This is a genomic window from Streptomyces sp. ADI96-02 (assembly GCF_003846185.1).
Classification (GTDB): Bacteria; Actinomycetota; Actinomycetes; order Streptomycetales; family Streptomycetaceae; genus Streptomyces.
Map to the genome: position 1 here is coordinate 2,484,025 of NZ_ML123034.1, position 14,380 is coordinate 2,498,404.

A 14,380-nucleotide genomic window follows, 5' to 3' on the forward strand; every position below is an offset into this window, starting at 1 on the left:
ACGCGCTCGGCCACCCGGGGCTCGGGGGCCCGGCCGAGCGCGTTCGGAGCGTGCGAGGGCGGCGCGGGTGGTGCGTGTCCCTCAGACGCCGGAGACGTACGGGACGAAGTCCGCCCAGACGGCGGAGCTGAAGCCGAGCGGCTTCCTGGCGAGGTCCTTGGAGTCACGGATGTGCACGGTGCCGCAGGCGGCGGCGGCCTCGACGCATGCAGGGCCGTCGTTGCTGCTGTAGCTGCTCTTGAACCATTCCAGGGCGGAGCCGTCTCCCCCGGACGTGTTGCGCGTCATGTCTCTCCCAGCACTTTCTCGACGAAGGCCAGCGATTCCCGTGGAGTGAGCCCCTGAGCACGGACAAGACCGAGCCGCTGCTCCAGGACGCGGATCTCCTTGGGGTCGAAGGTCAGGCGGTTGAACAACTGCCCCTCCCAGTGTCCCACCGCGCTGCCGTCCCTGAACTTGAGAAGCTGGAGCTGGCCGCCCATCCCGGCGTGGTCCTCCCGGTCGGTCGGCATCACCTGGATCTCGACGTTCCGCAACTGCCCGATCTCCAGCAGGTGTTCGAGCTGGCGTCGCAGCACCGGGCGCCCACCGAGCGGTCGCCGGATCGTCACCTCCTCCTGGACGAAGGTGAGCATGGTCAGCGGCTTCCGCCGGAAGATCTCCTGTCGCGCCATCCGCGCGGCGACATACCGCTCGACCTCGTCGGGCCCGAAGGCCGGCCGCCGCATCTCGTAGAGCGCACGGGCGTATTCGGCGGTCTGGAGCAGCCCGTTGACGTTGTGGTTGTCGTACGCGCCGAACTCGACCGCCGCCCGTTCCAGCTTGGCGAGGTCCTGCACCTTCTTCGGGTAGCGGGCCTCCGCCACGTCCTGCTTCATCGCGGAGATCCTGCCGCCCGCGCCCACGGCCGCGTCCGTCGCGTCCAGGAACTCCGGCTTGGGGATGCGCCGTCCGCCCTCGACCTTGTAGACGAGATCCTCGCTGTAGCCGATCGCCCTGCCCAGCTCGACGGCGCGCATCCCGGCCGCCTCGCGCCACAGTTTGATCTGCCGCCCCACGGCGGCCACCACCGCGCTCGAATCGTCGGCCGCATCGATGTCGAGGTCGAGGTCCGGCTCGGACGGGTCACCTCCCGCCTCCGCCTCGCGTGCCGCCGCCGCGCCGTGCCTGCCGTCTTCGTCAGCCATGCCCAGCAGCGTAGGGACGGTCCGGCCGACCGGGGAGCGGATCGGCGGAAATCCCCCGAAGTAGCTGATCGGACCAGGTCGTCGCGTGCCACGACCCGGTGCGGCATCACCAGATCGTGGCCGACCGCGACCCGGCGGGCCACGACATCAACTACGTAAAGAACCCAGGAAAAAACCCAACCCACCCCACCCGATCCCGGTGGTCAACTGCGAGAAGGACAAGTCACCCGGAAGGCTGAGATGTGCCAACTCGACTGGCTTTTCTTCGGGTTGCCCGGCATATGCTCACGCTGACCACCGACAACCAGGCATACGACGGCCCCCGCCGGGACAGCAATCCCGAACGAGGGCCTAGCCACCACGGAAAGAACCATTTCCTGATGGATACCCAGCACGATACCTCCCTGGGCCACGCCCTGACCGGGATTCCCGGGCCTCTCCCGCCCTCCGGCGTCATCCACCTCGCCGTCCCGCACACCGGCCGCTTCACGGTCGTCGGGAACCACCTCGCCCAGCACGCCGAACTGTCGCTCACCGCGATCGGGCTCGCCGTGCACATCCAGTCGCTGCCGACCGGCGCTCCGGTGGGCGTCAAACGCCTGGCAGGCCGCTTCCCCGAGGGCGAGATCCGCATCGCCGCCGCCCTGCGCGAGCTGGAGGCCCACGGCTATCTGCACCGCGTCCGGTTACGCCTGCCCAACGGCCGGGTCGTCACGCGCACGGTGTCCTGCAACCGGCCGGACGCGATACGCGCGGCGACTCCGGGGCGACCGGCGGCCGTACGCGCGGCGGCGTGCCCGGCGGCCGTACGCCGCCCGGCCCCGGACGCGATACGCGCGGCGGCATGCCCAGTGCCCGTACGCCAGCCGGCCCCGGTCGCCCCGAAGCCGCCGCTCGGGGCGGAGGCCACCGAGACGCGCGAGGAGCCCGCGATGACCGCTCCCGCTCCTGCTCCCCCTCCCGCTTCCGCTCCCTCCGCCCCTGAGCCCGCTCGCGTACCGGAGCACCCCCCGGCTCCGGTTCTCCTACCGGCTCCCACCGCGCCCAGGCCGCCGCTCGCCCCGCTGCCCCAGCCGCACGAGCTGACCCCGGATCTGCACCGGACGGCCACGGCGCTGCTCGCCGACCTCCGCCGCCGGGCCCCGCAACTCGTGCTCTCCGAGGCCGATGTGGACCGCCTGGCCCCCGGCGTGGCCGCCTGGATCGAACGTGACGCGCATCCCGACACGATCCGGCACGCCCTCACCACCGACCTCCCGCAGCCGTTGAACCACCCGGCGAGGCTCCTCAGACACCGCCTCACGGCCCTCCTGCCGCCCCCGCTCCCCAGCACCCAGGACCTCACACCGCCCCGCCGGGCTCCGGCCGCCAGCCCCTTCCAGACCTGCGACGGCTGCGAGCGGGCCTTCCGCTCCCACCGCCCCGGCCACTGCCGCGACTGCCGCGACCGGAACGGGGAAGCGGCGTAGGGCCTGCCGTCAGCCTGCCGAGTCCGGCCATGGAGAGGGAGGCGGACCGATGAGTTCTCGCCCGGCGCGCCGTCAGTACAACCGTAGGAGCAAGACCCGAGAGTAAGGCGGACGCCCGGCGGCGACCGGGCCCGCCGCGACCCACCCAGGAGACCACTGATGCGCACCCTGATCAGCACCGCCTTCGTCTCACTCGACGGCGTCATGGAGGCCCCGGGCGGCGAGCCCGGCTACCGGAATGCGGGGTGGACGTTCAAGGACGTGGAATTCCTCCCCGAGGCGTACGCCATCAAGGGCCGGGAGCAGGAGGAGGCCACAGCGCTGCTGCTGGGCCGGGCCAGCTACGAGGCGTTCAGTCCGGTCTGGCCGGGCATGCCGGAGTTCGCGGAGTACAAGGAGATGCCGAAGTACGTCGTCTCCGCCTCGCTGACCGAAAACGACCTGGTGCCGGACTGGGGCGCGACCACGATCCTGCGTTCGCTCGACGAGGTCGCCGCGCTGAAGGAGACCGAGGGGGGCCCGATCATCGTGCACGGCAGCGCGGCCCTGAACCGGGCCCTCTCGGACGCCGGCCTGATCGACCGGTACCACCTGCTCGTCTTCCCGCTCCTGCTCGGCGCGGGCAAGCGGCTGTTCAGCGACACGGACAAGGACGCCCAGAAGCTGCGGCTGGTCGAGCACGAGGCGTACGCGAACGGCATCCAGAAGAACGTCTTCGACGTGGTCCGCTGACGCGTCGCGCGCTGTGGGGCCGGAAACCACGCCCGACGGGTCTCGGGGCCGTCTGCCGGGGCCGCTCCGGCCCTCTTGACGACCCACCTTCCGAGGGCGAGGGTCGTGCAACAAGTCACACCATGTTCGACGCGGGAGGTCGCCATGTCCTTACTGTTCTTCGGCAAGGACCCCGACACGGACGAGGACCACTGCCCCACCGTGTGGGTGGACGATCAGAACGCTGACCTGGTCTTTCAGGGGTGGAAAGCCGACGACGGGACAGAGAGGGAGTGTCTTGAGGCCGGCCCGATCCCGGATACCGAAGCCGTCATCCGGATTCCCGCCCGGATGGTGGAGCAGATCAGGAGGGCGTGCGATGCCGCAGAACGCTCAGCAGCCGAGCTTCGCTGAGTGCATCCGGGACACGGACCACTCGGCGGTCCACATGGAGATGCGCGACGACTACGGCGACAACGAGCGGTTTGCGGCATGGCGACGTGGTGAACGGATCGACTGGGACGAGCGGTCGTCATGGTGGCGAGGATTTCACGATCAGATCGCCGATACGGTGGGGCGCGGTGTATCCATCCGTCGGGTCAGGATCATCAGCGAGCCGGTATCCGAATACATTCGTTGGGAGCACTACATGACCCGGGCCAACCGCGCCGCCGGCGAGCAGGTCCGATGGGTGCCCCGGCGTCTCGCCTCGGACCTCCTGCTCCCTTGCAATGACTATTGGCTCTTCGACGACCGGCTGGCAAGGGTGCACCACTTCGCCGGGGATGGTTCGCTCGTATCGGATGATTTCACTTCGGAGTCGCACATCCTGAAACTGTTCGCAGCTTCGTTCGAATCCGCGTGGGAGCGCGGCGTCCCCCACGAGGAATACCAGGTCTGATCCGTCCACATCACCCATCAGTCGATTCATGCCTTCGTCTCCCTTCTCCAGTACCCAGGCGGCCCGCGAGTCCGTGGCCGCACGGCTCAAGGATCTGCGTCTGGACTCCGGCCTGACGATGCAAGGGCTGGCTGATCGGTGCGACTGGAACAAAGCGAAGACCTCACGCATCGAGGCCGCCAGGACGACCCCCTCTGATGCCGACATCCGGGCTTGGTGCGCGGCCTGCGACGCCGAGGAACAAGCGGCCGACCTCATCGCCTCCTCCCGCTCCGCAGACTCGATGTACGTCGAGTGGCGACGCACGCAACGCACCGGCCTGCGCAGGCTGCAACAGGCGAACGCCCCCCTGTACGAGCGCACGCAGCTCTTCCGCATCTACTGCGCCCGGGTCATGCCCGGTCTTCTCCAGACCCAGGGATACGCCCATGCGCTCCTCTCGCTCATCGCGGATTTCCGCAACCTTCCGAACGATGTCAGCGAAGCCGCTGCGGCCCGCGTGGACCGGTCGCACATCATCCGTGACGGCCTCCACCGCGTAGTCATACTCATCGAAGAGGACGTTCTCACCCACCGCATCGGCCACGACGCCGTAATGGCCGGCCAGCTTCGGTACCTGCTGACCGCCATGTCCTATCCGGCCGTCTCGCTCGGCGTCATCCCCCGATCCAGAAGCCGCGTCATATGGGGCACGGAGACATTCACGATGTTCGATGACAAGCGGGTGCACATCGAGTTGCTGGCCGCGAAGGTCACGGTGACGACGCCGACCGAAGTGGAGTTGTATCAGAGGGCTTTCGCCCGGTTGGCCGAGATGGCTGTGTACGGCCCCCGAGCACGATCCCTGATCAGCAGGGCCATCGACGCTCTCGGCTGATTGCCCTGCAACAAACTGCAACGACGTGGACCGGCAACTTCGCTTTTCCGTAGCGTCGTTGACATGACGGATGAGAAAGTCCCGGCCCGGAATGGAAGAAGGCCGAGATGCGCCACGGTTTCTGACCCGTCACGTCGAATCCCGCGATCAACAGGAAGCGAGTCCGAGATGAGCAAGAAGGGCGGAAGCCACTCCGGCACGCCGGACACCTCCAGCAGTGACGGCCACCGGGACAAGCCGCCGGGCCCGACCCGGCCGTACGAGCCCCCGCCGAAGAAGAAGTGAGGTCGGATGAGAACACAGCGGCAGCTCGTTCAAGGTCTCCTGGAAAGAGGCGCGTTGCCTCTTGAGTGGCAGGACGCCGTGGCAGCGGTCGACCGGGCCCTGTTCATCCCCGAAGTGATCGTGGGCGGTGACTTCGCCGAGGACCCGGAACAGTGGTTGCGGATCGTCTACGCGGACGGTCCGGTCGTCACCCAGGTCAACGACGGGAGGCCAACGGCCACCGACGCCTTCCGGCTGCACACGTCATCCTCGTCCATGCCGTCGATCATGCTCGAAATGCTCACCCTGCTGGATGTGCGCGCCGGGCATCGAGTCCTGGAGATCGGCACCGGAACCGGGTACAACGCCGCATGGCTCTCCCACCGCCTGGGCGAGACCAACGTGACCAGCGTGGAACTGGACGAGACGGTGCTGGCCCTGGCCAACGGGAATCTGAAACGAGCCGGGTTCCACCCGACGACGATTCTCGGCAACGGCCGCGCCGGTCATCACCGGGGGGCGCCGTACGAGCGGATCATCTGCACCTGCACCATGCGGGACGTACCGCAGGCGTGGTTGGAGCAGTGCCCGAACGGGCGGATCGTCACCCCGTGGGGCAGCAGCTTCTTCAGCGGTTCGTTCGCCACGCTGGACGTGGTGGACGGTAAGGCGCGGGGGAGGTTCTCCGGATCTCCGGCCTTCATGTGGGACCGCACCCACCGGGGCGGGGCCGGGCGCATCTCGGACCTATACCACGAGGAGGAAGGGGCGAAGGGGGCGACGGACATCGCTCCCCAGAACGTCATCCAGGATGATCCGGCGTTCTTCATCGGCCTGAGCATCACCGATGCGTGGTTCCGGTGGTGCGCGGCGGACGACGGCAGCGAGGAGGCCACCCTGTGGTTCTTCTCCGATGACGGCACGTCGTGGGCGACCGTGGAATACCTGCCGAACGCGGATGCGTACGAGGTGGAGCAGTACGGCCCCCGGGCCCTGTGGAACGAGGTGCGCGACGCCTTCCTGAGGTGGCGCGAGCTCGGGAAGCCGAAACGAGCCCGCTTCGGGCTGTCCGTGGATGGAGACGGTCAGCGGGTGTGGCTGGACGACACCCGTTGCCTCATCGACCAGCTCTGACCGACGTACGGAGGAAACAGCCCCCGGCATCGCTCCGGGGGCCTTGCCGTCTCCGGAAGCCTGCTGAAGGAGGCTTCCGGAGACGCCGCTGACCTGCGAAGACCCTGCTACGGCAGGTTGCGCGCCATCACGATCCGCTGCACCTGGTTCGTGCCCTCGTAGATCTGCGTGATCTTCGCGTCGCGCATCATGCGCTCCACCGGGTAGTCCCGCGTGTAGCCGTAGCCGCCGAGGAGCTGGACCGCGTCCGTCGTGACCTCCATCGCCACGTCGGAGGCGAAGCACTTGGCCGCCGCGCCGAAGAAGGTCAGGTCGCCGTCGACGCGCTCGGACTTGGCCGCCGCCGCGTAGGTGAGCTGGCGGGCCGCCTCCAGCTTCATCGCCATGTCCGCGAGCATGAACTGGATGCCCTGGAAGTCGGCGATCGGCTTGCCGAACTGCTTGCGCTCCTGGACGTACCCCTTGGCGTAGTCCAGCGCGCCCTGGGCGATGCCGAGGGCCTGTGCCGCGATGGTGACGCGGGTGTGGTCCAGGGTCTTCATCGCCGTGGCGAAGCCGGTGCCCTCCTCGCCGATCATGCGGTCGGCGGGGATGCGGACGTTGTCGAGGTAGACCTCGCGGGTCGGGGAGCCCTTGATGCCGAGCTTGCGCTCCGGGGCTCCGAAGGAGACGCCCTCGTCGGACTTCTCGACGACGAAGGCGGAGATGCCCTTCGAGCGCTTGGTCGGGTCGGTGACGGCCATGACCGTGTAGTACTCGGAGACGCCCGCGTTGGTGATCCAGCGCTTCACGCCGTTGAGCACCCAGAAGTCGCCGTCGCGCACGGCCTTCGTCTTCATGCCGGCCGCGTCGGAGCCGGCGTCCGGCTCGGAGAGGGCGTACGAGAACATCGCGTCGCCCTTGGCGAGCGGGCCCAGGTACTTGCGCTTCAGCTCCTCGGAGCCGGAGAGGATCACGGGGAGCGAGCCGAGCTTGTTGACGGCCGGGATGAGGGAGGAGGAGGCGCAGGCGCGGGCCACCTCCTCGATCACGATGACCGTGGCCAGCGCGTCCGCCCCGGCCCCGCCGTACTCCTCCGGAACGTGGACGGCGTGCAGGTCCGAGGCGACCAGGGCGTCCAGTGCCTCCTGCGGGAAGCGGCCCTCCTCGTCGACCGCGGCGGCGAAGGGGGCGATCTTCGATTCGGCGAGCGAACGGATCGTCTCGCGGAGCATGCCGTGCTCCTCGGACGGACGGTACAGGTCGAAATCGGTCGAACCCGCCAAGACGCTCACTCCCCAGATGCTAACTACCGTTAAGTAACTCAATTTTAGTGCGCAAGCCGCCCGGCGGCCTATGCGGGCGACACGTGAGCTTGGTGACAACGGTCGGGCAAAACATCATCAATCCGGCATACGGGGCGGGGAGAAAGTGCGTCCCGGTCCCCGACTATGCTCGATCCGCATCTCCGTCCGTACCTCCCAGGAGCACTCCATGGCCCTCAGGATCACTGTGATCGGCACCGGCTATCTCGGCGCCACCCATGCCGCCGCCATGGCCGAGCTGGGATTCGAGGTCCTCGGGCTCGACGTCGTACCTGAGAAGATCGAGCTGCTCTCCCGCGGCCGGGTGCCGATGTACGAGCCGGGCCTGGAGGAGATGCTCCAGAAGCACGTCGTCGGGATCGAGGGCTCCACCGGGCGGCTGCGCTTCACCACCTCCTGGGAGGAGGTCGGCGCCTTCGGCGACATCCACTTCGTCTGCGTGAACACCCCGCAGAAGCACGGCGAGTACGCGTGCGACATGAGCTACGTGGACGCCGCCTTCGAGTCGCTGGCCCCGCTCCTCACCCGGCCCGCCCTGGTCGTCGGCAAGTCCACCGTCCCGGTGGGCTCCGCGGCCCGCCTCGCCGCCCGCCTCGCCGAGCTGGCCCCGGCGGGCGCCGACGCCGAGCTCGCCTGGAACCCGGAGTTCCTGCGCGAGGGCTTCGCGGTCCGCGACACCCTGCACCCCGACCGGATCGTCGTCGGCGTGCGGAGCGAGGGGGCCGAGAAGCTGCTGCGCGAGGTGTACGCGGTGCCGGTCGCGGAGGGCTCGCCCTTCGTGGTGACGGACTTCCCGACCGCCGAGCTGGTGAAGACCTCCGCGAACTCCTTCCTCGCCACCAAGATCTCCTTCATCAACGCCATGGCCGAGGTCTGCGAGGCCGCCGACGGAGACGTCGTCAAGCTCGCCGAGGCCATCGGGCACGACGAGCGGATCGGCTCGAAGTTCCTGCGGGCCGGGATCGGCTTCGGCGGCGGCTGCCTGCCCAAGGACATCCGGGCGTTCATGGCGCGCGCCGGCGAGCTGGGCGCGGACCAGGCGCTCACCTTCCTCCGCGAGGTCGACTCCATCAACATGCGCCGCCGCGGCCACATGGTCGAGCTGGCCCGGGAGGCGGTGGGCGGCGGCTCGTTCCTCGGCAAGCGGGTGGCGGTGCTGGGCGCGGCCTTCAAGCCCGACTCCGACGACGTACGCGACTCGCCCGCCCTCAACGTCGCCGGGCAGATCCACCTCCAGGGCGGGCAGGTGACCGTCTTCGACCCGAAGGCCATGGCCAACGCCCGGCGGCTGTTCCCCACGCTCGGCTACGCGGACTCGGCGCTGGAGGCGGTGGGCGGCGCGGACGTGGTGCTGCACCTGACGGAGTGGCGCGAGTTCCGCGAGCTGGACCCGGCGGAGCTGGGCGCGGCGGCATCCCGCCGGATCATCCTGGACGGCCGCAACGCCCTGGACAGCGCGGCCTGGCGCGGGGCCGGCTGGACCTTCCGGGCGATGGGCCGTCCGAAGGCGTAGAGCCCGGGACGGAACAGGGCGCGGCGGAACAGGACAGGGTGCGGCGGGACGCCGCCGCCGGGCCGCCCGCCCCCGCGGGCGAGGGCGGGCGGCGTCCCCGTACGGCCACGGCCATCGGACGCGGTGGACGCGGTCGTCCGCCCGTCAGCGCAGCGCGCGCCCGTCCAGCTCCTCGATCGTGGCGTGGGACGGGCCCCGCCCGCTCTGCTCGTGCCGGGCGACGGCCTCCGCGTCGCGGAGCACCCGTACGGCGTTGCGCCAGGTCAGCTTGGCGAGGTCGCGCTCCGACCAGCCGCGCCGCAGGAGTTCGGCGATGAGGTTCGGATAGCCGGATACGTCCTCCAGGCCGCGCGGCAGGAACGCCGTGCCGTCGTAGTCGCCGCCGATGCCGATGTGGTCGACGCCCGCGACCTCGCGCATGTGGTCCAGGTGGTCGGCGACGGTCGCGGTGGTGGCCTCGGGGCGCGGATGGGCCGCCTCGAAGTCCTCGTGGATGCGCATGGCCTGCGGGCTGGTGTCGAGGTGGTGCAGACCGTGCTCGCGCATGTTGCGGTCGGCGGCCTGGGTCCAGGCGACGGCGGCCGGCAGCACGAACTTCGGGACGAAGGTCGCCATCGCGACGCCGCCGTTGGCCGGGAGTGCGGCCAGCACGTCGTCGGGGATGTTGCGCGGGTGGTCGCAGACGGCGCGGGCCGAGGAGTGCGAGAAGATCACCGGCGCGGTGCTGGTGGCCATCGCGTCGCGCATCGTGGTCGCCGCCACGTGCGAGAGGTCGACCAGCATGCCGACGCGGTTCATCTCCCGGACGACCTCGTGGCCGAAGGCGGAGAGCCCGCCGAGCCGGGGGACGTCCGTCGCCGAGTCGGCCCAGTCGATGTTGTCGTTGTGGGTGAGCGTCATGTAGCGCACGCCCAGGGCGTGCAGGGCGCGCAGGGTGCCGAGCGAGTTGTTGATGGAGTGGCCGCCCTCGGCGCCCATCAGGGAGGCGATGCGCCCCTCGGCGCGGGCCTTCTCCATGTCCTCGGCGCTGAGCGCGCGCCGCAGGTGGTTCGGGTAGCGGGCGATCAGCTCGGCCACCACGTCGATCTGTTCGAGGGTGGCGCTCACGGCCGCGTCGCCGGTCAGGTCGGTGCGCACGTACACCGACCAGAACTGTCCGCCGACGCCGCCGGCGCGCAGCCGGGGGATGTCGGTCTGTAGGAGGCCGCGCTGGTCGGCGGCGATGTCGCGTACGTCGAGGTCGTAGCCGACCTGCTCGCGCAGGGCCCACGGGAGGTCGTTGTGGCCGTCGACGACGGGGTGGGCGGCGAGGATTTCGCGGGCCCGCTCCAGGTGGTCCATGTGCCGCCCCTTACTTTCCGAAGCCGAAGGTGTCGGCGCCCTCGACCTTGGCCCGCAGGCGCTTGCCCTTCTCCGTCGCCTGGTCGTTCAGCTCCTGCTGGAAGTCCCGCATGCGGGCCAGCAGCTCGGGGTCGTGGGCGGCGAGGATGCGCGCGGCGAGCAGGCCCGCGTTGCGCGCGCCGCCGACCGAGACGGCCGCGACGGGGACCCCGGCGGGCATCTGGACGATGGAGAGCAGGCTGTCCATGCCGTCCAGGTACTTCAGCGGGACCGGCACGCCGATGACCGGCAGCGGGGTGACGGAGGCCAGCATGCCGGGCAGGTGGGCGGCGCCGCCCGCGCCCGCGATGATCGCCCTGAGCCCGCGCTCGGCCGCCAGCTCGCCGTACGCGATCATCTCGCGGGGCATGCGGTGGGCGGAGACGACGTCGACCTCGTACGGGATCTCGAACTCGTCGAGGGCCTTGGCGGCAGCCTCCATGACGGGCCAGTCCGAGTCGGACCCCATCACGATGCCGATGACCGGGGTGGTGCCGGGTCCGGTGCGGGGGGAAGTCATTCGGTGATCGTTCCTCGCAGGTAGTCGGCCGCGTGCCGGGCGCGCTCCCGCACGTCCGCCAGATCGTCGCCGTAGGTGTTGACGTGTCCGACCTTGCGGCCCGGCTTCACGTCCTTGCCGTACATGTGGATCTTCAGCTGCGGGTCGCGCGCCATGCAGTGCAGGTACGCCTGGTACATGTCCGGGTAGTCCCCGCCCAGGACGTTGCACATGACCGTCCAGCGGGCGCGCGGGCGCGGGTCGCCGAGGGGCAGGTCGAGGACGGCCCGCACGTGGTTGGCGAACTGGGAGGTGATGGCGCCGTCCTGGGTCCAGTGGCCCGAGTTGTGGGGGCGCATCGCCAGCTCGTTGACGAGGATGCGGCCGTCCCGCGTCTCGAAGAGCTCGACCGCGAGGTGGCCGACGACGCCGAGCTCCGCGGCGATGCGCAGCGCGAGCTGCTGGGCCTCGCCGCCCAGCTCCTCGTCCAGCTCCGGGGCGGGGGCGATCACGGTGTCGCAGACCCCGTCGACCTGGACCGACTCGACGACCGGGTAGGCGACGGCCTGGCCGTGCGGCGAGCGGACGATGTTGGCCGCCAGCTCCCGTACGAAGTCGACCTTCTCCTCCGCGAGGACGGGGACCCCGGCCCGGAACGGTTCGGCGGCGTCCGCCTCGGAGCGGACCACCCACACGCCCTTGCCGTCGTACCCGCCGCGCACGGTCTTGAGGATGACGGGGAAGCCGCCGACCTCCTCGGCGAACGCGGCGGCGTCGGCCGGGTCGCTCACCAGGCGGTGGCGGGGGCAGGGCGCCCCGATCTCCTGGAGCTTCGCCCGCATCACCCCCTTGTCCTGCGCGTGGACCAGGGCGTCGGGTCCGGGGCGCACGGGGATGCCGTCCGCCTCCAGGGCCCGCAGGTGCTCGGTCGGCACGTGCTCGTGGTCGAAGGTGATCACGTCGCAGCCTCGGGCGAAGGCGCGGAGCGTGTCCAGGTCGCGGTAGTCGCCGATGACGACCTCGCTCACCACCTGGGCCGCCGAGTCCTGGGGCGTGTCACTGAGGAGCTTGAATTTCAGGCCGAGGGGGATGCCCGCCTCGTGGGTCATACGGGCGAGCTGTCCGCCGCCGACCATGCCGACTACCGGGAACGTCACCCCTCCAGAGTATCCGCCGCGCCGCTCGGCCCCCGACTCCGTCCGCGGGCTGGAGCCCTCGGACCCACCGGCATCACACCGGAGTGCTGGTTAGCATGACGGGGTTGACGGAACCCAGTCGACGCCTCACGACGGACGGGACGTGCCATCACCATGAGCGAACGGGGCGCACTGCGGGCCCGGCTTGGTCTGCTGGCCCGGGAGGTCGCCAAGTTCGGCGCGGTCGGCGGCTTCGGCCTGCTGGTCAACATCGGCGTCTTCAACCTGCTGCGGCACACGACGGACCTCCAGGTGGTCCGGGCGAGCCTGCTGGCGACCTTCGTCGCGATCCTCTTCAACTACGTGGGGTTCCGCTACTGGACCTACCGGGACCGCGACAAGAGCGGTCGCACCCGCGAGCTGACCCTGTTCCTGCTGTTCAGCGCGGCGGGCGCGGTCGTCGAGACCGGCGTGCTGTACCTGGCGACGTACGGCTTCGGCTGGAACAGCCCGGTCCAGAGCAACGTCTTCAAGATCGTCGGCATCGGGATCGCGACCCTGTTCCGCTTCTGGTCCTACCGGACCTGGGTCTTCAAGGCCCTGCCCGTAGAGCCCGCAGAGCCCGTACAGCCCGCAGAGGAGGCCGTGCTCCGCACGGAGCGGTTTCTGGAGCAGCGCCGGGCGCCCTCGGAACCGGTAGCGCCCGACCCCGTACGGAACTGAGTCCGCCCCACGCTCAGCGCACCGGGCGTTCGGGGGCCCCGCGGTCGTGCGGGATGCGGCTGAGGAAGAGGGCGAAGACCGCCGGGTGCTGCTGGAGCAGTTCCAGCCGGCCGCCGTCCGCCTCCGCGAGGTCGCGGGCGACGGCCAGGCCGATGCCGGTGGAGTTGCGGCCGCTGATGGTCCGCTCGAAGATCCGCGCCCCCAGCTCGGCGGGGACGCCGGGGCCCTCGTCGGTGACCTCGATGACGACCTGGTTGCCGGTGACGCGGGTGCGCAGGGCGACGGTGCCGCCCCCGTGCATGAGCGAGTTCTCGATCAGCGCCGCGAGCACCTGGGCGACCGCGCCCGGTGTGCCGACGGCCTGGAGCCCCTGCTTGCCGGAGCAGACGACGGCCCGCCCCGCGCTGCGGTAGGCGGGGCGCCACTCCGCGATCTGCTGTTTGACGACCTCGTCGAGGTCGAAGACGACGGCGGAGCCGGTGCGCGGGTCGCGGGAGTTCGTCAGCAGCCGCTCGACGACGTCGGTCAGCCGCTCGACCTGGGTGAGGGCGATGTTGGCCTCCTCCTTCACCGTCTCCGGATCGTCGGTGACGGAGATCTCCTCGATCCGCATGGAGAGCGCGGTCAGCGGCGTCCGCAGCTGGTGCGAGGCGTCGGCGGCCAGCCGCCGCTCGGCGGTCAGCATCCGGGCGATGCGTTCGGCGGAGGCGTCCAGGACGTCGGCGACCCGGTCCAGCTCCGGGACCCCGTACCGCTTGTGGCGCGGCCGGGGATCGCCGGAGCCGAGCCGTTCGGCGGTCTCGGCCAGGTCGGTGAGGGGTGAGGCGAGGCGGTTGGCCTGGCGTACGGCCAGGAGCACGGCGGAGACGATCGCCAGGAGCGCCACCGCCCCGATGATCAGCAGCGTGCGCCCGACCTCGCGCGTGACGGCCGAGCGGGACTCCTCGACGGTGACCTTCTCGCCCCGCTCACCGGTCTCGGTGGCCCTCAGGACGCTGCCCGAGGGGCGGTCGCCGACGGAGATCGGAGCGCGTCCGGGAATCTCGATCAGGGCGAACCGCTTGGGGTCGATCTGCTCGGAGAGCACGCCGGGGTTGATCCGCTCGGAGCCGAGCAGCCGGCTCTCGACCACGCTGATCAGCCGCAGCGCCTCGGAGTCGACGCTCTCCTGGGCGCTGCTGCTGATGGTGCGGGTCTCCACGATCACCAGGGACACGCCGAAGACGGCGATCACCACGAGCACCACGGCCAGGGTGGAGTTGATCAGCCGGCGGCGCATGGG

At 70.2% G+C, this 14,380-nt stretch carries 15 protein-coding genes; 8 read left to right on the forward strand and 7 right to left on the reverse strand.

All coding sequences use genetic code 11. The features are described 5' to 3' along the window. Window positions 1-81 precede the first annotated feature (81 nt). Entirely contained in the window at window positions 82-288 is a 207-nt protein-coding gene (locus tag EES43_RS10725) for a DUF397 domain-containing protein (protein ID WP_124268522.1), read from the reverse strand. Then, the gene (locus EES43_RS10730; protein ID WP_124268523.1) at window positions 285-1,187 is read right to left on the reverse strand and encodes a helix-turn-helix domain-containing protein; all 903 of its coding nucleotides are present in this window, start codon (window positions 1,185-1,187) and stop codon (window positions 285-287) included. Before EES43_RS10730 ends, EES43_RS10725 begins: the two co-directional genes overlap by 4 nt. Window positions 1,188-1,567: 380 nt before the next feature. Here EES43_RS10730 and EES43_RS10735 point away from each other — a divergent pair, with 380 nt between their 5' ends. From EES43_RS10735 to EES43_RS10760, 6 genes are all read left to right on the forward strand, one after another. After that, window positions 1,568-2,656: a hypothetical protein gene (locus EES43_RS10735; protein ID WP_124268524.1), complete on the forward strand. Its 1,089-nt coding sequence runs from the start codon at window positions 1,568-1,570 to the stop codon at window positions 2,654-2,656. 159 nt (window positions 2,657-2,815) lie between these two features. Then, window positions 2,816-3,388, forward strand: coding sequence for a dihydrofolate reductase family protein (locus EES43_RS10740; protein WP_124268525.1), 573 nt, complete (start codon window positions 2,816-2,818; stop codon window positions 3,386-3,388). 144 nt (window positions 3,389-3,532) lie between these two features. Then, complete coding sequence (locus EES43_RS10745) at window positions 3,533-3,781, forward strand: hypothetical protein (protein ID WP_124268526.1); 249 nt, start codon at window positions 3,533-3,535, stop codon at window positions 3,779-3,781. After that, the gene (locus EES43_RS10750; RefSeq protein WP_124268527.1) at window positions 3,747-4,268 is read left to right on the forward strand and encodes a DUF6879 family protein; all 522 of its coding nucleotides are present in this window, start codon (window positions 3,747-3,749) and stop codon (window positions 4,266-4,268) included. The genes EES43_RS10745 and EES43_RS10750 overlap by 35 nt, the downstream gene beginning before the upstream one ends. 28 nt (window positions 4,269-4,296) lie before the next feature. Continuing rightward, entirely contained in the window at window positions 4,297-5,145 is an 849-nt protein-coding gene (locus EES43_RS10755; RefSeq protein ID WP_124268528.1) for a helix-turn-helix domain-containing protein, read from the forward strand. Between the two features lie 339 nt (window positions 5,146-5,484). Further along, a complete protein-coding gene (locus EES43_RS10760) occupies window positions 5,485-6,543 on the forward strand; it encodes a methyltransferase domain-containing protein (protein WP_241192371.1) in 1,059 nt (352 codons plus the stop codon). A gap of 107 nt (window positions 6,544-6,650) precedes the next feature. Here EES43_RS10760 and EES43_RS10765 read toward each other — a convergent pair whose 3' ends face one another. Next, window positions 6,651-7,808, reverse strand: a complete 1,158-nt coding sequence (locus EES43_RS10765) for an acyl-CoA dehydrogenase family protein (RefSeq protein WP_124271898.1) — start codon at window positions 7,806-7,808, stop codon at window positions 6,651-6,653. A 208-nt stretch (window positions 7,809-8,016) separates the two neighbouring features. On the opposite strand from EES43_RS10765, the gene EES43_RS10770 reads away from it, so the two are divergent. Further along, window positions 8,017-9,360 carry a UDP-glucose dehydrogenase family protein gene (locus tag EES43_RS10770; protein ID WP_124268530.1) on the forward strand — a complete coding sequence of 448 codons (1,344 nt, stop codon included), beginning with the start codon at window positions 8,017-8,019 and terminating at the stop codon, window positions 9,358-9,360. Window positions 9,361-9,504: 144 nt separating this feature from the next. On the opposite strand, the gene EES43_RS10775 is transcribed toward EES43_RS10770, so the two are convergent. From EES43_RS10775 to EES43_RS10785, 3 genes are read right to left on the reverse strand one after another with little or no spacing between them, the layout of a single operon-like run. Further along, window positions 9,505-10,701, reverse strand: a complete 1,197-nt coding sequence (locus EES43_RS10775) for a dipeptidase (RefSeq protein ID WP_124268531.1) — start codon at window positions 10,699-10,701, stop codon at window positions 9,505-9,507. Between the two features lie 10 nt (window positions 10,702-10,711). Next, window positions 10,712-11,260 carry a 5-(carboxyamino)imidazole ribonucleotide mutase gene (gene purE, locus EES43_RS10780; RefSeq protein WP_124268532.1) on the reverse strand — a complete coding sequence of 183 codons (549 nt, stop codon included), beginning with the start codon at window positions 11,258-11,260 and terminating at the stop codon, window positions 10,712-10,714. Next, complete coding sequence (locus tag EES43_RS10785; protein ID WP_124268533.1) at window positions 11,257-12,396, reverse strand: 5-(carboxyamino)imidazole ribonucleotide synthase; 1,140 nt, start codon at window positions 12,394-12,396, stop codon at window positions 11,257-11,259. Before EES43_RS10785 ends, purE begins: the two co-directional genes overlap by 4 nt. A 153-nt stretch (window positions 12,397-12,549) precedes the next feature. Between EES43_RS10785 and EES43_RS10790 the strand changes: the two genes are divergently transcribed. Beyond that, the gene (locus EES43_RS10790; protein ID WP_124268534.1) at window positions 12,550-13,098 is read left to right on the forward strand and encodes a GtrA family protein; all 549 of its coding nucleotides are present in this window, start codon (window positions 12,550-12,552) and stop codon (window positions 13,096-13,098) included. Between the two features lie 13 nt (window positions 13,099-13,111). Here EES43_RS10790 and EES43_RS10795 read toward each other — a convergent pair whose 3' ends face one another. Next, entirely contained in the window at window positions 13,112-14,377 is a 1,266-nt protein-coding gene (locus EES43_RS10795; RefSeq protein ID WP_124268535.1) for an ATP-binding protein, read from the reverse strand. Window positions 14,378-14,380 lie beyond the last annotated feature (3 nt).